This window comes from Pseudomonas sp. Pso3 (assembly GCF_055393275.1).
Genome location: NZ_AP043687.1, coordinates 1,234,324 through 1,252,244, shown reverse-complemented (window position 1 = coordinate 1,252,244; position 17,921 = coordinate 1,234,324). Strand labels below are relative to the sequence as shown.

Genomic DNA, 17,921 nt, shown 5'->3' with positions numbered 1-17,921 from the left:
ATTATGACCGCGCTGCCTGTCCCAGGCAATCTACGCGCGTCGCTGCACTGACAGCGTGAAAGCCCGGTCGTTACAATCCCAACCCTCCCGAAATCCACCGGAGTTCCGCCCGCGTGTCAGTTTTGCGTACCCCGTCAATTCCTGAAACCGCCGGCCGCCAGCAGTGGGGCAATCTGCCCGGCGCCGCGCTAGCCCTCGCCATCGCTGAAGCCGCCAAGGCCGCGACCCGCCGCTTCACCCTGCTGATCACCCAGGACAGCCAGACCGCTGATCGCCTGGAGCAGGAACTGCGCTTCTTCGCCCCTGAACTTCCGGTACTGAATTTTCCCGATTGGGAGACGCTACCCTACGATGTCTTCTCGCCCCACCAGGACATCATCTCCCAGCGTGTCGCCACCCTTTATCGGCTGCCGGAGCTGTCCCACGGCATTTTGGTAGTCCCTCTGGCGACTGCCCTACACCGCCTGGCGCCCACGCGCTTCCTGCTCGGCAGCAGCCTGGTGCTGGACGTCGGCCAGCGGCTGGACGTGGAAGCCACCCGCGCGCGCCTGGAAGCGGCCGGCTATAGATATGTGGATACGGTGTACGAACACGGCGAATTCGCCGTGCGCGGCGCCCTGATCGATCTCTTTCCCATGGGCAGCAACCTGCCTTACCGGATCGACCTGTTCGACGACGAGATCGAGACGCTGCGTACCTTCGATCCGGAAACGCAGAGATCCATCGACAAGGTCGACAGCATCCGTCTCCTGCCGGCGCGGGAATTCCCGCTGCATAAAGAGGCGGTGACCGGTTTTCGTGCGCGATTCCGCGAAAGATTCGACGTGGACTATCGCCGCTGCCCCATCTATCAGGATCTGGCCAGCGGCATCACCCCGGCAGGCATCGAGTACTACCTGCCGCTGTTCTTCGACGAGACCTCGACCCTCTTCGACTATCTGCCGGCCAACACCCAGGTGTTTTCCCTGCCGGGTATCGAACAGGCCGCCGAGCAATTCTGGACCGATGTCCGTAATCGCTACGAAGACCGCCGGGTCGATCCGGAGCGGCCGCTGCTGCCGCCGGCCGATGTCTTCCTGCCGGTGGAAGACTGCTTCGCCCGGCTGAAGGCCTGGCCGCGGGTGGTCATCGGCGCGGACGACCTGGAAGCCGGCGTGGGCCGCGAGCGCTTCGCCGCACGCGCCCTGCCGGACCTGGCCATCGACGCCAAGGCCAGCCAGCCGCTGGCGGCCCTGGAGCACTTCATCACCGATTTCCCCGGTCGCGTGCTGTTCACCGCGGAAAGCGCCGGTCGCCGCGAGGTGCTGCTGGAGCTGCTCGCCCGACTGAACCTGCGCCCTGGCCAGGTCGACGGCTGGGCAGCCTTCCAGGCCAGCGCCGAGCGCATCGCCATCGCCCTGGCGCCGCTGGACGAAGGCCTGGTGCTGGATAACGCCGGCGTCGCCCTGATTCCGGAGAATCCGCTGTTCGGCCAGCGCATCATGCAGCGCCGCCGGCGCGAGAAGGGCCGTGACGCCGGCGAGAATGTCATCAAGAACCTCACCGAGCTGCGCGAAGGCGCGCCGGTGGTGCACATCGACCATGGCGTCGGCCGCTACATGGGCCTGATCACCCTGGAGCTGGACGACCAGCCCCAGGAATTCCTGCTGCTCGAATACGCCGACGACGCCAAGCTCTATGTGCCGGTGGCCAACCTGCACCTGATCGCCCGCTACTCGGGCACCGACGACGCCCTGGCGCCGCTGCACAAGCTGGGGTCCGAGACCTGGCAGAAGGCCAAGCGCAAGGCCGCCGAACAGGTGCGCGACGTGGCTGCCGAACTGCTCGACATCTATGCCCGGCGCGCCGCGCGCAAGGGCTATGCCTTCAAGGACCCGGCGGCGGACTACGCCACCTTCTCCGCCGGCTTCCCCTTCGAGGAGACACCGGACCAGCAGGCCGCCATCGAGGCGGTGCACAAGGACATGCTGGCGGGCACGCCCATGGATCGCCTGGTCTGCGGCGACGTGGGCTTCGGCAAGACCGAGGTGGCCATGCGCGCGGCTTTCATCGCCGTGCACGGTGGCCGCCAGGTGGCGGTGCTGGTACCCACCACCCTCCTCGCCCAGCAGCACTACAACAGCTTCCGCGATCGCTTCGCCGACTGGCCGGTACGTGTCGAGGTGATGAGCCGCTTCAAGTCGGCCCAGGAAGTCGCCGCTGCCGCACGCGAGCTGGCCGAAGGCAAGATCGACATCATCATCGGCACCCACAAGCTGTTGCAGGGCGACGTGAAGTTCAAGGACCTGGGCCTGGCCATCATCGACGAAGAGCACCGCTTCGGGGTGCGCCAGAAGGAACAGCTCAAGTCGCTGCGCAGCGAGGTGGACATCCTCACCCTCACCGCCACGCCGATCCCGCGCACCCTGAACATGGCCGTGGCCGGCATGCGCGACCTGTCCATCATCGCCACCCCGCCGGCTCGGCGTCTCTCGGTGCGCACCTTCGTCATGGAGGAGCAGAACGCGGTGATCAAGGAAGCCCTGCTGCGCGAACTGCTGCGCGGCGGCCAGGTGTACTTCCTGCACAACGAGGTCAAGACCATCGAGAAGCGGGCCCGCGAACTGGCCGAGCTGGTGCCGGAGGCCCGCGTCGGCATCGGCCACGGACAGATGCGCGAACGCGATCTCGAACAGGTGATGAGCGATTTCTACCACAAGAGATTCAACGTGCTGGTAGCCTCGACCATCATCGAGACCGGCATCGACGTGCCCAATGCCAACACCATCATCATCGAGCGCGCCGACAAGTTCGGTCTGGCCCAGCTGCACCAGCTGCGCGGCCGCGTCGGCCGTAGTCACCACCAGGCCTATGCCTATCTGCTCACCCCGCCGCGCAAGGGCATGACGCCGGACGCCGAGAAGCGCCTGGAAGCCATCGCCGGTGCCCAGGACCTGGGGGCAGGCTTCATCCTGGCGACCCACGACCTGGAGATCCGCGGCGCCGGCGAACTGCTCGGCGAAGGCCAGAGCGGCCAGATCCAGGCGGTCGGCTTCACCCTCTACATGGAAATGCTGGAGCGCGCGGTCAAGGCCATCCGCAAGGGCGAGCAGCCCAACCTGGAGCAACCCTTGGGCGGCGGTCCGGACATCAACATGCGCGTGCCCGCGCTGATCCCGGAAGACTACCTGCCCGACGTCCATGCGCGGCTGATCCTCTACAAGCGCATCGCCTCGGCGGCGGACGAAGACGCCCTCAAGGAATTGCAGGTGGAGATGATCGACCGCTTCGGGCTCCTGCCGGAACCGACCAAGAACCTGGTGCGCCTGACGCTGCTCAAGCTGCGTGCGGAAGGCCTGGGCATCGTCAAGGTGGATGCCGGGCCTCAGGGCGGACGGCTGGAATTCGCCGCCGACACCCAGGTGGATCCGCTGGTGCTGGTGAAGATGATCCAGGCGCAGCCGAAGAAGTACCGGCTGGAAGGCGCGACCCTGTTCAAGTTCCAGGTACCCATGGAGCGGGCGGAAGAGCGCTTCAACGTCCTGGAAGCCCTGTTCGACCGCCTGACGCCCGCCGCCAGCTGATCGAAGAGCCGCTCCCGGTCAATCCCGGGAGCGGCTTGAGCGCTATCAGTCCGCCAGCACCTCGGCCAGCACCTGCCGCACCTCGTCGATGCCGCTGGCCAGGACGGCTTCGATCTCGGCCATGGTGATTTCCCGCTGCACCTTGCCGGCCGCCGGATTCACCACCAGCGCCAGGCAGGCGTAGGGCAGGCCCAATTCGCGGGCCAGGGCCGCCTCCGGCATCCCGGTCATACCGACGATGTCGCAGCCGTCGCGCTCCAGCCGGACGATCTCCCCCGCCGTCTCCAGGCGCGGCCCCTGAGTCGCGGCATAGACGCCATGGTCGCTGTGCGGCAGTTGCAGCCTGCGCAGTGCGCCGAGCAGACGCTGCCGCAGGGGCTCATCGTAGGGAAAGCTGAAGTCGATGTGGGTGACGTGCTCGAGGTCTGTCCCTTCGAAGAAGGTATGGCCGCGCCCCCAGGTGTAGTCCACCAGTTGATGGGGCACGCACAGATGGCCGCTGCCCATGGCGGCATGGATACCGCCCACGGCGTTCACCGCGACGATGGCCTCGGCACCGGCCTCCTTGAGCGCCCAGAGATTGGCGCGGTAGTTGACCTGATGCGGCGGAATGCGATGGGGATGGCCATGGCGCGCCAGGAACAGCACCGGGCGCCCGGCATAGTGGCCGCGCTGCACGGGCGCCGAGGGCGCGCCCCAGGGCGTCTCGAAGGTCTGAGCCTGGTCCAGCTCCAGACCCGCGAGCGCGGTGAGGCCGGTACCGCCGATGATGGCGTAGGTAGTCATGGGAATGTCCTTTAGATGAGGTCAGCCTGGCGCAACCGCCGCAGGGCAAGACTCCACTGCGGTTGCTGCCGGTAATCGAGATCGACGTGACGGCGGGCCCTCATGCTGGCCAGCCGCGGCGCGGGCGAGACGCCCAGTTGCTGCACCCGCGTCAGGGCCAGCTCGGCCGCTGCGCGGTCATTGCACACCAGCCCCATGTCGCAGCCGGCGCTGAGCGCGGCCTCGACGCGCTGGCCGGCATCGCCCGCCACGTGGGCGCCCGCCATCGACAGGTCGTCACTGAAGATCACGCCCTGGTAATCCAGTTCGCCGCGCAGGATGTCCTGCAGCCAGCGCCGGGAAAAGCCGGCCGGCTGGGGATCCACCGCGGGATAGATGACATGAGCGGGCATCACCGCACCCAGGGTCGGCAACAGGGCCTGGAAGGGGCGCAGGTCGGTGCGCAGCAGGGTGTCCAGATCGCGCTCGTCGGTGGGAATGGCATAGTGGGAATCGGCTTCGGCCCAGCCGTGGCCGGGGAAATGCTTCCCGGTCGCGGCCATACCGGCGTCGCCCATGCCGGCGATGAAGGCACCACCCAGTTCGATCACCTGCTCGGCCTTGCCGAAGGAGCGTGCGCCTATGACCTGACTGCGTCCATGGTCGACGTCCAGCACCGGGGCGAAGCTGAAGTCCAGCCCCACCGCCAGGATCTCGGTCGCCATCAGCCAGCCGCAGAGGCGGGCCAGTTCCGTGCTGTCCGCGCGACCGCCCAGTTGCCCCATGGCCGGCAGCCGCACCACATCGCGGCGCAGGCGCTGCACGCGACCGCCTTCCTGGTCCACGGCCAGCAGCAGTTCCGGCCGCAGGGCGCGGATGGCACGGCATAGCTCGCGAACCTGGCCCGGGGTTTCGATGTTGCGGGCGAACAGGATCAGTCCGCCCACCTCCGGCTGACGCAGCAGCTGGCGATCCTCGGCGGTGAGCCAGGTGCCAGCGATATCGACCATCAGGGAGCCTTGCATGGGTACCTCGTCCGAATGCTCCGGCGCACGGCGCCGTGAAAGGGACGCAAGCTTACCCCAGCCACCCTTGATGCCGCAGCCTAGTAGGTCTCGGCCGTCTCCACGGCGACCGGCCGCCGCGGCCGATACTGGGCCTGGGCCAGTTCCGGTGCGTGCATCGCCGTGGGCGCCCGCATGCCGGTGGCGAGGAAGGGCACCATCAGCCGCAGCACCTGGTCGGTGTGGGTATCGACGCCGAAGTCGTTCTCGCCAATCGCCCGCAGCGCCTTGATGCCGGACATGCTGAACACCGCCGCCCCCAGCATGAAGTGGGCGCGCCAGAACAGCTCCAGGGGCGGAATCTCGGGAACGGCCCGATTCACCAGCAGCAGGAAGCGGCGGAAGGCGCGGCCATAGGTCTGCTCCAGGTATTTGCGCAGGTGCCCTTGGCTCTGGCTGAACGCCAGGCCCAGCAGCCGCATGAACACCGAGAGGTCATTGCCATGCCGCGGCTTGATGGCCAGGGAGTGATCCACCAGCAGATTCAGCAGCGCCTCCAGGCTCACCTCCTCGCCATTCCTGGGCTGCCACTGATCCAGATCCCGCTCCAGGTTGAAGCAGAAGGGATCGAGAAAGCGCGAGAACACCGCCTGGATCAGGGCCTTCTTGGAACCGAAGTGATAGTTGACCGCCGCCAGGTTGACCCCGGCTCTGGTGGTGATGAGTCGCAGCGAGGTCTCGGCAAAGCCGCGCTCGGCGAACAGTTGCTCGGCCGCATCCAAAATGCGCTCCACGGTATCCGACTGCGCCATGACCTTCCCCGATAGATGAATTCCGTTTGAAACATATGTTTCAAACGCTATCGAAGTCAATCGCGGTTCGGCCGGCGAGCGGCCAGCTGAAGGCCTGGAAGCCGTGGCTTTCCACCCTCTGCGGGCTTTTGGTCACGATCGCGGCCTATCGTCCCAAGTCGAGGTCGGCGGCCTTGCCTACCACCCGGAGTTACTGTATATAATCACAGCATCATTAGACGACGCGACGTGCATCATGCTGAAACTGACACCGCGACAAGCCGAGATCCTGGCCTTCATCAAGCGTTGCCTCGAAGCCAATGGCTTTCCGCCTACCCGCGCGGAGATCGCGCAGGAGCTTGGTTTCAAATCGCCGAATGCGGCCGAGGAGCACCTCAAGGCGCTGGCCCGCAAGGGTGCCATCGAGATGACGCCGGGCGCCTCCCGGGGCATCCGCATCCCGGGTCTGGACACCTCGCGCAAGGCCGACGAGAGCCTGCCGGTCATCGGTCGGGTCGCTGCGGGCGCCCCCATCCTGGCCGAGCAGAACGTCGAGGAAAATTGCGCCATCAACCCGGCCTTCTTTCAGCCGCGTGCCGACTACCTGCTCAAGGTCAAGGGCATGAGCATGAGAGACGTCGGCATCCTCGATGGCGACCTGCTGGCCGTCCATGTGACCCGCGAAGTGCACAACGGCCAGATCGTCGTGGCCCGGGTGGGCGACGAAGTCACCGTGAAGAGATTCAAGCGCTCGGGCAACCAGGTCACTCTGCTGGCGGAAAATCCCGAGTTCTCCCCTATCGAAGTCGATCTTTCCACCCAGGAATTCGCCATCGAAGGGTTAAGCGTTGGCGTCATCCGCCGCTAACGTCTAAGGCTGGCCCTCGGGCCAGCCGTTATCACGCCTTTATGCCTTACGCCGAAGTCTTGATCGGGGGTATCTGTTCGCGCTCCGGAAAGCGCTCAAGACCAGGCTGAGCACGGTGACGTCATGTATCCGTGGTACATGATCTCGTGTGGATTTGATCGAGTCGCCTCCAGGAGGTCGCCATGCAATTTCCCCTGATGTTCGATGCGCCGCGCTCGTCGGTTCAAGAGCTGGATCTGGCACCGGAGTTCCTGCTGCAGGAGCTGACCGCCTTTCTGCCCAAGCCTGGCAAGCCGGCCCGGGAACTGCCCGCCGCTCCACTGCCGGACACCTTCAGCGAGATGTCCCTGCACGGCAGCCAGGAACAGTGCCTGCAGTTGCTGGCGCCCATCCTGCGCCAGCTGAGCGACAAGGACGATGCCCGCTGGCTGACCCTGGTCACCCCGCCGTCGCTGCTCAGCAACGCCTGGTTGCGCAGTACCCATCTGAATCCGGAGCGCGTACTGCTACTGCAGACGCCGAGCGCTGCCAAGACGCTGCAACTGGCCTGCGAGGTGCTGCGCAAGGGGCAGAGCCATACGGTGATCAGCTGGTTGCACGACCTGAGCGATGCGGGCAAGCAGCAGCTGGCACGTGCCGCGGCCCAGGGCAACAGCCAGAGTCTGAACGTCAGATTCGCGTAGGAAGCAGGCGGCGGGACGGGGTGTAGCGGCGGCATTCCAGGACGGAATGCCGGATCTGGAAAAGAATCAGTGCAGGACGCGCGGTTGATCGTCGCGCTGGAGGCTATCGCCTTCGGCCAGGCGCCCGGCCATCTGCACACCCAGGTTGAACATGGCCTTGGCCACCTCTATCTGCTGTCCATGCAGGAAATCCTTGGCATCGCTGGAAAACTCCAGAGTGACGAGGGCTTCCTCGTCGTCCGCACGGCGCAACACGATGCGACCATCGGAGAGTTCAACGATTTCCAGGTAGGCAGTAGTCATTCAGTATCTCCACAGCTAAGCGGACAGTGTAACAGCGTGGGGTCTGAGAGGCTGACTTGCCTGAGCCTTTTTCGACGGTCTGCAAGGCCATCGTCCTGACGGCCTCTACGGCATTGTAGCGAGAACTACCCTACCACTCGGTCATGGCGCCGCGGAATCTGAGCGCCGTCTGCTTGAGGCTTTCACGCCAGGCTTCCACCTCTTCGAGACCCAGCTCCGGCTCGGCCGGCTCCAGGCTGACCGCCTCGATCAACGGCAGCGTCGGATCCTGCTTGGGTCGCCGGGGTGCCTGGGGCGGCTGCAGCAGCCGCTGGTACTCGGCGATCAGTCGCGCCAGCCAGGTCTCCGGATTGCCGGCCAGTTCGACGAGCTCGCCCATCTCCGGGCTGGGTGCCTCATCCAGGGCGGCGGGCGCGAGCAGCACCGCCAGCGAAGTGGCCTCCATGGTGGGGTGCCGGTAAAAACCCGCCACCTCCTGGCAGAGACCGAGCAGCGCGCCGTGCAGGTGGAACAGGCAGGCTTCGCGCTCGGCCATGATGCGCCCCTGGCTTTGCGCGGCGGGCGCAGCCTGGGCCAGGCGCCAGCTTTCCAGGGCCAGACCGGCAAAGTACAGCTTCTGGTTGGTGCGGGTATAACGCTCGTTGGCCATGCCCTTCTCCTGGAGCCGGCTCACGCCGGCCTCCTGTCTGCCATTGGCGCCAGGACTCCTAGCGCTTTTCTTCCACCTGCCACTTCTTGCCGTCGTAGAAGGCCTTCCAGCCGGTGGGCTTGCCCTCGACCTCGGTCTGCACGTACTGCTCCTTGGTCTTGCGGCTGAAGCGGATCACCGCCGGACGGCCTTCAGAGTCCTTCACCGGGGCACTGAGCAGATAATGGTACTTGGGATCGATCTCGTCGCGATGGGGCAGCAATTCGCTGACCAACGGCGCGCGGGTCTCGCGATTTTTCGGGAAGCCACTGGCAGCCAGGAACAGCCCCGAGGCGCCATCGCGCAGCACATAGGTGTCGTCGACCTTTTCGCAGCGCAGCTCCGGCATGGGCACGGCGTCCATCTTCGGCGGGGCCGGCTCGCCGTTCTTGAGCAGCTTGCGGGTGTTCTTGCAGGCCGGATTGGTGCAGCCGAAGAACTTGCCGAAGCGCCCGGTCTTGAGCTGCATCTCGCTGCCGCACTTGTCGCATTCCAGCGAGGGGCCTTCATAGCCCTTGATGCGATAGCTGCCCTCTTCGATCTCGTAGCCCGGGCAGTCCGGGTTGTTGCCGCAGACGTGCAGCTTGCGGTGCTCGTCGATCAGGTAGGCATCCATCGCCGTACTGCAGATGGGGCAACGGTGCTTGCCGCGCAGGACCAGGGACTCGGATTCGCCCTCGTCGTCTTCGGCAATCTCGTCGCCCGGCACCAGGTTGATGGTGGCCTTGCAGCGTTCCTTGGGCGGCAGGGCATAGCCCGAGCAGCCTAGGAACACCCCGGTGGACGCGGTGCGGATCATCATCGGCCGGCCGCAGACCTGGCAGGGAATGTCGGTCAGGGTGGGCTGGTTGGCCCTCATGCCCTTCTCGCCGGCCTCGGCGGTCTCCAGCTTCTGCTTGAAGTCGCCATAGAATTCGTCGAGCAGGTTCTTCCAGTCCCGCTCGCCCTGGGCAACGTTGTCCAGGTTGCCTTCCATGTTGGCGGTGAAGCTGAAGTCCATCAGGTTGGCAAAGCTTTCGTTGAGGCGATCGGTGACGATGTCGCCCATCTTCTCGGCATAGAAACGGCGGTTGTGCACCGTCACGTAGCCACGATCCTGGATGGTGGAAATGATGGCCGCGTAGGTGGAGGGTCGGCCGATGCCGCGCTTCTCCAGTTCCTTGACCAGGCTGGCTTCCGAGAAGCGGGCCGGCGGCTTGGTGAAGTGCTGGCTCGGGTCGAGCTTGACCAGGCCGAGGTCCTCGCCCTGCTTCATCTCGGGCAGGACGTCGTCGTCGCCCGGCTTGCTCTGCTGCGGCAGGACGCGGGTGTAGCCGTCGAACTTGAGGATGCGGCCGCGGGCACGCAGCTCGAAGTCACCCGCCGCGGCGGTCACCGTGGTGGACAGGTACTCGGCCGGCGGCATCTGGCAGGCCAGGAACTGGCGCCAGATCAGTTCGTACAGGCGCTCGGCGTCACGTTCCATGCCCGACAGGCTGTTGGGCTTGACGTTGACGTCGGACGGGCGGATGGCCTCGTGCGCCTCCTGGGCGCCTTCGCGGCTGCCGTAGACATTGGCCTTTTCCGGCAGGTACTGCTTGCCGAATTCGCTCTCGATGTAGCCGCGGGCCATGGCGATGGCATCGCCCGACAGGTTGGTCGAGTCGGTACGCATGTAGGTGATGTAGCCGGCCTCATAGAGACGCTGGGCCATCATCATGGTCTTCTTCACCCCGAAGCCCAGGCGATTGCTCGCCGCCTGCTGCAGGGTGGAGGTGATGAAGGGCGCCGAGGGCCGGCTGCTGGTCGGCTTGTCTTCGCGCTTGGCGATGCGATAGGCGGCCTTTTCCAGCTTGGCCAGGGCGGCCTTGGCCTGGGCTTCGTTCAGCGGCTTGAAGGCTTCGCCCTTCTCGCGCACCACTTCGAAGCGCACCTGGGCCTTTTTCGGCGTGGCCAGGTCGGCATGGATCTCCCAGTATTCCTCGGGGACGAAGGCGCGGATCTCGCGCTCGCGCTCTACCACCAGCTTGACCGCGACGGACTGCACCCGACCGGCGGACAGGCCACGGGCGATCTTCGACCACAGCAGCGGCGAGACCATGTAGCCGACCACGCGGTCGAGGAAGCGCCGCGCCTGCTGGGCGTTAACGCGATTGATGTCCAGCTCGCCGGGCTGGGAGAAGGCTTCCTGAATGGCCTTCTTGGTGATCTCGTTGAAGACCACGCGCTTATAGCGCGAGTCGTCGCCACCGATGGCTTCCCGCAGGTGCCAGGCGATGGCCTCCCCTTCGCGGTCCAAGTCGGTTGCGAGATAGACGGTGTCGGCGTCCTTGGCCAGGCGGCGCAGCTCCTCGATCACCTTTTCCTTGCCGGGCAGGATCTCGTAGTGGGCCTTCCAGCCGTGCTCGGGATCGACGCCCATGCGGGCGAACAGCTGGCGCCGGGCCTTTTCCTTGGGTGACAGCGCGGGCGCCTCGGCGGCGGTCTTGCGCGTCTTGGCGGCGGGCTCCTTGGCGGTGCCGGCGCCGCTGGTGGGAAGGTCGCGGATGTGGCCGATGCTCGACTTCACCACGTACTGGTTGCCCAGGTACTTGTTGATGGTCTTGGCCTTGGCCGGGGATTCCACGATGACCAGCGATTTACCCATGGGAGAGTCAGATTCCTGCTTGAAAGCGATGAGCGAGCGAAAGGCGAGCGCCGGAACGGCGAATGGAGGACCAGAACGTCTTCAGTCTGGTGCGCCGGGGGCGGTCGGCCAACGCGGCACCGCTATATATAGTGGCGATGTCGGCAAGGTCAAGGCTGCGGCGTGGCATCCAGACCCAAGGGATCGGCTTCGACGCTGATCAGTGCGAAGCGCGGCACCTGCTCGCCATCGACCTGGACGCTCTCGCGAAACATGCTCAGAGGCCGGGCCCAGAGCCCGTATTCGCCGTACAGCGCCTGATAGATGACCAGCTCTTCCTCGGTCTCCGAATGCCGGGCCACGCCCAGTACCCGATACTGCTGACCCTTGTAGTGCCGGTAGAGTCCCGTCTGCAATGCCATGTTCCACCTCGAAAAAAGAAAACCGGGGCAGCCCTGGGGGCGCCCCGGTCGGATGACGCACGCTGCGGCGGATCAGCGCAGGCGTTCGAACACCGTGGTGATGCCCTGGCCGAGACCCACGCACATGGTGGCCAGGCCGAAGGTGCCGTCATTCTGTTTCATGACATTTAACAGCGTGCCTGAAATTCTGGCGCCAGAGCAACCGAAGGGGTGACCCAGGGCGATGGCACCACCATGCAGATTGACCTTTTCCTCCATCTTGTCGAGCACCTTGAGGTCCTTGAGCACCGGCAGGGCCTGGGCCGCGAAGGCTTCGTTGAGTTCGATGAAATCGATGTCGGCGATGGTCAGACCGGCGCGCTTGAGCGCCTTCTGCGAAGCCGGGACCGGACCGTAGCCCATGATCGCCGGATCGACACCGGCCACGGCCATGGCGCGGATCCTGGCCAGCGGCTGCAGGCCGAGGTCCTGGGCGCGCTGGGCCGACATGACCAGCATGCAGGAGGCGCCGTCGGTGATCTGCGAAGAGGTACCGGCGGTCACGGTACCGCCCTTGGGGTTGAAGGCCGGCTTCAGCGCCGCCAGGCCTTCGAGGGTGGTTTCCGGACGGATGGTCTCGTCATGGCTGAAGACCTTGAGGAAACCGTTCTCGTCGTGACCTTCCAGGGGAATGATCTCGTCCTTGAACTTGCCTTCCTGGGTGGCCTTCCAGGCCAGCTGGTGCGAGCGATAGCCGAACTGGTCCTGGGCCTCGCGGGTGATGCCGTGCATCTTGCCCAGCATCTCGGCGGTCAGGCCCATCATGCCGGAGGCCTTGGCGGCGTGCAGCGACAGCTGGGGATTCGGGTCGACGCCGTGCATCATGCCGACGTGGCCCATGTGCTCCACCCCGCCGACGACGAAGACGTCGCCGTTGCCGGTCTGGATCGCCTGGGCGGCGGTGTGCAGGGCGCTCATGGAGGAGCCGCACAGGCGACTCACCGTCTGGGCGCCGCTGGTGTGCGGGATGCGGGTCAGCAGCGACGCCATGCGGGCGATGTTCCAGCCCTGCTCCAGGGTCTGGTTGACGCAGCCCCAGATCACGTCTTCCACCTCGGCCGGATTGACCTGGGGATTGCGGTCGAGGACCGCGTCGATCAGTCGCGCGGACAGGGTCTCGGCGCGGGTGTTGCGGTGCATGCCGCCCTTGGAACGACCCATGGGCGTGCGGGCGAAGTCGACGATGACGACGTCTCTCGGATTCAGACTCATTTCTTTACTCCAGGCTCAACCGAAGAAGCGTTGGCCAGCGGCGGCCATTTCGCGGAGTTTGGGGGTCGGGTGGTACAGCGGCCCGAGGTCGGCGTACTTGTCGGCCATGGCGACGAATTCGGCCACGCCCAGGCTGTCGATGTAGCGCAGCGCACCGCCGCGGAAGGGCGGGAAGCCGATGCCGTAGATCAGGCCCATGTCGGCCTCGGCGGCGCTCTCGACGATGCCGTCCTCCAGGCAGCGAACGGCTTCCAGGCACAGCGGCACCATCATCCGCTCGACGATCTCCTCGTCGGTGAATTCACGCTGCTCGTAGGTGACCGGTGCCAGCACCTCGGCCACGGCCGGGTCGGCGACCTTCTTCGGCTTGCCCTTCTTGTCGGTCTCGTAGACATAGAAGCCCTTGCCGTTCTTCTGGCCGAAGCGCTGGGCTTCGTAGAGGGCGTCCACCGCGGTCTTGCGGCTTTCCTTCATGCGCTCGGGGAAACCCTCGGCCATGACGTCGCGGGCGTGGTGGGCGGTGTCCATGCCGACCACGTCCATCAGGTAGGCCGGACCCATGGGCCAGCCGAACTTCTCCATCAGCCGGTCGACGCGCTGGAAATCGGCCCCCTGGGCCAGCAGCGCGGCGAAGCCGCCGAAGTACGGGAAGAGGATGCGATTGACCAGGAAGCCGGGGCAGTCGTTGACCACGATGGGGTTCTTGCCCATCTGGCGGGCATAGGCCACGGTGGTGGCGATGGCCTTCTCGCTGGTCTTCTCGCCGCGGATCACCTCGACCAGGGGCATCATGTGCACCGGGTTGAAGAAGTGCATGCCGCAGAAGTTTTCCGGACGCTTGAGCGCCTGGGCCAGCAGGCTGATGGAAATGGTGGAGGTGTTGGAGGTGAGGATGGCGTCCTCGCGCACCTGGCCTTCCACCTCGGCCAGCACGGCCTGCTTGACCTTGGGATTCTCGACCACGGCTTCGACCACCAGGTCGACGCTCTTGAAGTCGCCATAGGACAGCGTCGGGCGGATGCGATTGAGCGCCTCGGCCATCTTCGCCGGCTCCAGGCGGCCCTTCTCGACGCGCTTGTTTAGCAGCTTGCTGGCTTCGCTCAGCCCCAGCTCCAGGGCTTCGTCGCGAATGTCCTTCATCAGGATCGGGGTGCCCTTGAGCGCGGACTGGTAGGCGATGCCGCCACCCATGATGCCGGCGCCCAGCACGCTGGTCAGCTTGACCGGCGCGGCCTGCTTCTCCAACACCTTGGCCTTGCGCTTGAGCGCCTGGTCATTGAGGAACAGGCCGACCAGGCTGGCGGAGACCGAGGTCTGGGCCATCTTGGCGAAACCGGCGCCTTCGACTTCCAGTGCCTTGTCGCGGCCGTAGTTGGCGGACTTCTGGATGGCCTTGATGGCTTCCAGCGGTGCTGGATAGTGCGGACCGGCTTGGCTGGCGACGAAGCCCTTGGCCGATTCGAAGGCCATCATGGCTTCGATGGCATTGAGCTGCAGCTTTTCCAGCTTGGGCTTGCGCTTGGCGCGGTAGTCCAGCTCGCCGGCGGCGGCGCGGCGGACCAGGTCCAGGGCGGCGTCGAACAGGTGCTCGGGGGCGACCACGGCATCGGCCACGCCGACCTTGAGAGCGGTGGCGGCGTCGTTTTCCTTGCCGGACGCGATCCACTCGATGGCGTTGTCGCTGCCGATCAGGCGCGGCAGGCGGACGGTACCACCCCAGCCCGGATAGATGCCCAGCTTGACTTCCGGCAGGCCGATGCGCGCTGCGGTACTCAGCACCCGGTAGTCGGCGGCCAGGGTCATCTCGCAACCGCCACCCAGGGCGATGCCGCCCACGGCGGCCACGGTGGGCACCGGCAGGTCTTCGAAATCGTTGAAGATGCGGTTGATCTCGGCGATGCCGGCCTGCAGCTCTTCGGTCGGCCGACCGAACATCTCGACGAATTCGGTGATGTCGGCGCCGACGATGAAGACGTCCTTGCCGCTGGTGACGATGACGCCGCGCAGGCCGGCGTGGGCTTTCAGGGCATCCACGGCCTGGCGGAATTCGCGCAGGGTGATGGCGCTGAACTTGTTGACCGATTCGCCTTGGAGGTCGAAGCGAAGTTCGGCGATGCCGTCCTCCACGTCGCGCACCGAAAGGGCTTTGCCTTCGAAAATCATCAGCGGGTCTCCCTTGAGTCCTGGTCGCGAAGCGGGCGGCGGCTTGGGTGGAAGCCGAGAATCGCCAGCCCCGATATTGTTCTGTGGAGGGCACCGGCCGGGCCGGGGCGAAAATTCATACAACCGTTTGAACGGCTCGCACAACCTTCTGGCAAAAGCGGGCGCTTGTCAATTGGGACGCACGGGGAAAGCGCGAGCGGGGTTCGCGTGGCGGGCGCTTGAGCTTGGCGCGCTTCTGTGCAAGATAGCCGTGGAGCTATCCCCGACTCCTGGAGTCGAAACTACAAGTGGGCTAGAGCCTGCGAATCGAGCGCCAGCCACGGTACGGTCTGGCGCCCCATCATGAAGGAGAGATGTGTATGGCCTACCAACACATATTGGTTGCCGTCGACCTGACCGAAGATTGCCAGCCGGTGATCCGCCGTGCGGTTGCCCTGGGTCAGTGCTGTGGCAGCAAGGTGTCGCTGGTGCACGTGGTCGAGCCCATGGCCATGGCCTTTGGCGGCGACGTGCCCATGGACTTGTCGTCGCTGCAGCAGCAGCAGATCGAGCAGGCCCGCGAGCGACTGGACGGTTTCACTACCCAGTATGCGGAGCTGGCCGGCAATTGCGTGCTGGCCTACGGCCAACCGCGCCAGGAAATCCACCGCATGGCCAAGGAACAGGGCTGTGACCTGATCGTGGTCGGCAGCCACGGTCGTCACGGCCTGGCGCTGCTGCTGGGCTCGACGTCCAACGACCTGCTGCACGGCGCGCCCTGCGATACCCTGGCGGTAGCCTTGAAGAAAGATAAGGCCTGATCCCGCGGCCGGGCTGGATTATTCCAGTTCGGCCCAGCGTTCGATGAGGCGATCCAGTTCGGCCTGCAGCGCATCCATTCGGGCGAGCTTGGCCTGGGTGACCTCGTTCGGCAGCTGGTAGAAGCCCGGATCGGCAATGGCGGTCTGCAGGGCCTCCAATTCGATCTCCGCGGTTTCGATGGCGCCTGGCAGGGCGTCCAGCTCACGCTGTTCCTTGTAGCTGAGCTTGCGCTTGGCCGGCGCGGCGGCAGCGGCCACGGGTGCCGCAGCGGACGCGGGTTCGGCCTTGGCCGGCGCCGGCTTGCTGTCCTCCCGGGTCTGCACGCCGAGCAGACGCGGCGAGCCGCCCTGGCGCAGCCAGTCCTGGTAGCCACCGACGTATTCGCGGACCCGCCCTTCCCCCTCGAACACCAGGGTGCTGGTCACCACGTTGTCGAGGAAGGCCCGGTCGTGGCTGACCATCAGCACCGTGCCCTCGAAACTCAGCAGCACCTCTTCCAGCAGCTCCAGGGTCTCGACGTCGAGGTCGTTGGTGGGTTCGTCCAACACCAGCAGGTTGGCCGGCTTGCTGAACAGCTTGGCCAGCAGCAGGCGCGCGCGTTCGCCACCGGACAGCGCCTTGACCGGCGTGCGGGCACGCTGGGGGCTGAACAGGAAGTCGCCCAGGTAGCTCAGCACATGCCGATCCTGGCCGTTGATGGTGATGAATTCGCGACCCTCGGCGAGGTTGTCGATCACCGTCTTTTCCGGTTCCAGTTGCAGGCGCAGCTGGTCGAAATAGGCGATCTCCAGCTTGGTGCCGTACTGGATCTTGCCGGCGGTGGGCTGGAGGTCACCCAGCAGCAGCTTGAGCAGGGTGGTCTTGCCCGAGCCGTTGGGACCGAGCAGGCCGATGCGATCGCCGCGCTGGATCAGCAGGGTCAGGTCGCGGATCAGGGGTTCGCCGCCGGGATGGGCATAGCTCATGTGCTCGGCGAGGATGACCTGCTTGCCGGACTTGTCGGCGGTTTCCAGCAGCAGATTGGCCTTGCCCTGGCGTTCGCGGCGCTCGCTACGTTCGTTGCGCATGGCCTTGAGCGCACGGACCCGACCTTCGTTGCGGGTACGCCGGGCCTTGATGCCCTGGCGGATCCAGACTTCTTCCTGGGCCAGGCGCTTGTCGAACAGGGCGTTGGCGGTCTCTTCGGCCGCCAGTTGCTGCTCCTTGTGCACCAGGAAGCTGGCGTAGTCGCCCTGCCAGTCGATCAGGTTGCCGCGATCCAGTTCGAGGATGCGGGTGGCCAGGGCCTGGAGGAAGGCACGGTCGTGGGTGATGAACAGCACGGCGCCCGGATAGCCGCGCAGGGCGTCTTCCAGCCAGGCGATGGCGCCGATGTCCAAGTGGTTGGTGGGTTCGTCGAGCAGCAGCAGATCCGGCTCGGCCACCAGCGCCTGGGCCAGCAGCACGCGCCGCCGCCAGCCGCCGGACAGTTCGGCGAGGGTCTTTTCCGCCGGCAGCTGCAGCCGGCTCAGGGTGCTTTCCACCAGTTGCTGCAGGCGCCAGCCATCGCGGGCCTCCAGCTCCTGCTGGACGTGCATGAGCCGCTCCATATCCAGTTCGCCGCTGGTGTCCTGGGTCAGGTGATGGTACTCGGCGAGCAATTCGCCGACGCCGGCCAGGCCCGCGGCCACCACGTCGAACACCGAGCGGTCGTCGGCGCGCGGCAATTCCTGCGGCAGTTCGCCGATCTTCAGCGCCGGGGCGCGCCAGACCTCGCCGTCATCGGCCTGCTGCTCGCCCTTGACGATGCGCAGGAGGCTGGATTTGCCGGTGCCGTTGCGGCCGATGATGCATACCCGCTCGCCCCGCTCGATCTGCCAGGACACCCCGTCCAGCAAGGGGGTGACGCCAAAGGCCAGGGATACGTTGGTGAACTTGAGCAGCGCCATGGGTTTCTCCGCGAAAAAGGCCAGCCAGTCTAGCAGAGACGCCCACCCCGGCGCCGGTCGACACGAGCCGGCGAAACGCCCGGACC

Annotated in this window: 14 protein-coding genes; 4 read left to right on the top strand and 10 right to left on the bottom strand. The window is 65.8% G+C overall.

Features of this window, described 5'->3' with window-relative positions; translation table 11 throughout:
- Positions 1 to 113: 113 nt before the first annotated feature.
- Positions 114 to 3,563: a transcription-repair coupling factor gene (gene mfd, locus ACZ5R1_RS05835; RefSeq protein ID WP_464712866.1), complete on the top strand. Its 3,450-nt coding sequence runs from the start codon at positions 114 to 116 to the stop codon at positions 3,561 to 3,563.
- Positions 3,564 to 3,608: 45 nt separating this feature from the next.
- Here mfd and ACZ5R1_RS05830 read toward each other — a convergent pair whose 3' ends face one another.
- The 3 genes from ACZ5R1_RS05830 to ACZ5R1_RS05820 form a co-directional block, all read right to left on the bottom strand.
- Entirely contained in the window at positions 3,609 to 4,349 is a 741-nt protein-coding gene (locus ACZ5R1_RS05830; RefSeq protein ID WP_464712865.1) for an S-methyl-5'-thioinosine phosphorylase, read from the bottom strand.
- Positions 4,350 to 4,360: 11 nt separating this feature from the next.
- On the bottom strand, positions 4,361 to 5,353 hold the full coding sequence (gene nagZ / locus ACZ5R1_RS05825; RefSeq protein ID WP_464712864.1) for a beta-N-acetylhexosaminidase: 993 nt from the start codon (positions 5,351 to 5,353) through the stop codon (positions 4,361 to 4,363).
- Positions 5,354 to 5,433: 80 nt separating this feature from the next.
- On the bottom strand, positions 5,434 to 6,144 hold the full coding sequence (locus ACZ5R1_RS05820) for a TetR/AcrR family transcriptional regulator (RefSeq protein WP_007162390.1): 711 nt from the start codon (positions 6,142 to 6,144) through the stop codon (positions 5,434 to 5,436).
- 235 nt (positions 6,145 to 6,379) lie between these two features.
- On the opposite strand from ACZ5R1_RS05820, the gene lexA reads away from it, so the two are divergent.
- Both lexA and sulA read left to right on the top strand, forming a co-directional pair.
- Positions 6,380 to 6,991 carry a transcriptional repressor LexA gene (gene lexA, locus ACZ5R1_RS05815; protein ID WP_007162389.1) on the top strand — a complete coding sequence of 204 codons (612 nt, stop codon included), beginning with the start codon at positions 6,380 to 6,382 and terminating at the stop codon, positions 6,989 to 6,991.
- A 182-nt stretch (positions 6,992 to 7,173) separates the two neighbouring features.
- Positions 7,174 to 7,674, top strand: a complete 501-nt coding sequence (gene sulA, locus ACZ5R1_RS05810; RefSeq protein WP_007162388.1) for an SOS-induced cell division inhibitor SulA — start codon at positions 7,174 to 7,176, stop codon at positions 7,672 to 7,674.
- A gap of 66 nt (positions 7,675 to 7,740) precedes the next feature.
- Here sulA and ACZ5R1_RS05805 read toward each other — a convergent pair whose 3' ends face one another.
- The 6 genes from ACZ5R1_RS05805 to fadB form a co-directional block, all read right to left on the bottom strand.
- Positions 7,741 to 7,977, bottom strand: coding sequence for a hypothetical protein (locus tag ACZ5R1_RS05805; protein WP_007162387.1), 237 nt, complete (start codon positions 7,975 to 7,977; stop codon positions 7,741 to 7,743).
- A gap of 130 nt (positions 7,978 to 8,107) precedes the next feature.
- Positions 8,108 to 8,626 (bottom strand): DUF6586 family protein, encoded by a 519-nt coding sequence (locus ACZ5R1_RS05800; RefSeq protein ID WP_027601460.1) that lies wholly within the window; start codon positions 8,624 to 8,626, stop codon positions 8,108 to 8,110.
- 58 nt (positions 8,627 to 8,684) lie between these two features.
- A complete protein-coding gene (gene topA / locus ACZ5R1_RS05795; RefSeq protein WP_027598369.1) occupies positions 8,685 to 11,291 on the bottom strand; it encodes a type I DNA topoisomerase in 2,607 nt (868 codons plus the stop codon).
- A gap of 149 nt (positions 11,292 to 11,440) precedes the next feature.
- Positions 11,441 to 11,692 carry a DUF1653 domain-containing protein gene (locus ACZ5R1_RS05790; protein WP_027598370.1) on the bottom strand — a complete coding sequence of 84 codons (252 nt, stop codon included), beginning with the start codon at positions 11,690 to 11,692 and terminating at the stop codon, positions 11,441 to 11,443.
- 72 nt (positions 11,693 to 11,764) lie between these two features.
- Positions 11,765 to 12,943 (bottom strand): acetyl-CoA C-acyltransferase FadA, encoded by a 1,179-nt coding sequence (gene fadA / locus ACZ5R1_RS05785; protein WP_007162383.1) that lies wholly within the window; start codon positions 12,941 to 12,943, stop codon positions 11,765 to 11,767.
- Positions 12,944 to 12,958: 15 nt separating this feature from the next.
- On the bottom strand, positions 12,959 to 15,106 hold the full coding sequence (gene fadB / locus ACZ5R1_RS05780) for a fatty acid oxidation complex subunit alpha FadB (RefSeq protein ID WP_027598372.1): 2,148 nt from the start codon (positions 15,104 to 15,106) through the stop codon (positions 12,959 to 12,961).
- A 359-nt stretch (positions 15,107 to 15,465) separates the two neighbouring features.
- On the opposite strand from fadB, the gene ACZ5R1_RS05775 reads away from it, so the two are divergent.
- Positions 15,466 to 15,906 carry a universal stress protein gene (locus ACZ5R1_RS05775; protein WP_007162381.1) on the top strand — a complete coding sequence of 147 codons (441 nt, stop codon included), beginning with the start codon at positions 15,466 to 15,468 and terminating at the stop codon, positions 15,904 to 15,906.
- An 18-nt stretch (positions 15,907 to 15,924) separates the two neighbouring features.
- Here ACZ5R1_RS05775 and ACZ5R1_RS05770 read toward each other — a convergent pair whose 3' ends face one another.
- On the bottom strand, positions 15,925 to 17,835 hold the full coding sequence (locus ACZ5R1_RS05770) for an ATP-binding cassette domain-containing protein (protein WP_027598373.1): 1,911 nt from the start codon (positions 17,833 to 17,835) through the stop codon (positions 15,925 to 15,927).
- Between the last annotated feature and the right edge of the window lie 86 nt (positions 17,836 to 17,921).

Coding starts and splice junctions, on each gene's coding strand:
- ACZ5R1_RS05830 (WP_464712865.1), bottom strand. CDS start 4,349: ATGACTACCTACGCCATCATCGGCGGTACCGGCCTCACCGCGCTCGCG.
- sulA (WP_007162388.1), top strand. CDS start 7,174: ATGCAATTTCCCCTGATGTTCGATGCGCCGCGCTCGTCGGTTCAAGAG.
- ACZ5R1_RS05775 (WP_007162381.1), top strand. CDS start 15,466: ATGGCCTACCAACACATATTGGTTGCCGTCGACCTGACCGAAGATTGC.
- ACZ5R1_RS05820 (WP_007162390.1), bottom strand. CDS start 6,144: ATGGCGCAGTCGGATACCGTGGAGCGCATTTTGGATGCGGCCGAGCAA.
- ACZ5R1_RS05790 (WP_027598370.1), bottom strand. CDS start 11,692: ATGGCATTGCAGACGGGACTCTACCGGCACTACAAGGGTCAGCAGTAT.
- ACZ5R1_RS05770 (WP_027598373.1), bottom strand. CDS start 17,835: ATGGCGCTGCTCAAGTTCACCAACGTATCCCTGGCCTTTGGCGTCACC.
- fadA (WP_007162383.1), bottom strand. CDS start 12,943: ATGAGTCTGAATCCGAGAGACGTCGTCATCGTCGACTTCGCCCGCACG.
- nagZ (WP_464712864.1), bottom strand. CDS start 5,353: ATGCAAGGCTCCCTGATGGTCGATATCGCTGGCACCTGGCTCACCGCC.
- ACZ5R1_RS05800 (WP_027601460.1), bottom strand. CDS start 8,626: ATGGCCAACGAGCGTTATACCCGCACCAACCAGAAGCTGTACTTTGCC.
- fadB (WP_027598372.1), bottom strand. CDS start 15,106: ATGATTTTCGAAGGCAAAGCCCTTTCGGTGCGCGACGTGGAGGACGGC.
- ACZ5R1_RS05805 (WP_007162387.1), bottom strand. CDS start 7,977: ATGACTACTGCCTACCTGGAAATCGTTGAACTCTCCGATGGTCGCATC.
- topA (WP_027598369.1), bottom strand. CDS start 11,291: ATGGGTAAATCGCTGGTCATCGTGGAATCCCCGGCCAAGGCCAAGACC.
- lexA (WP_007162389.1), top strand. CDS start 6,380: ATGCTGAAACTGACACCGCGACAAGCCGAGATCCTGGCCTTCATCAAG.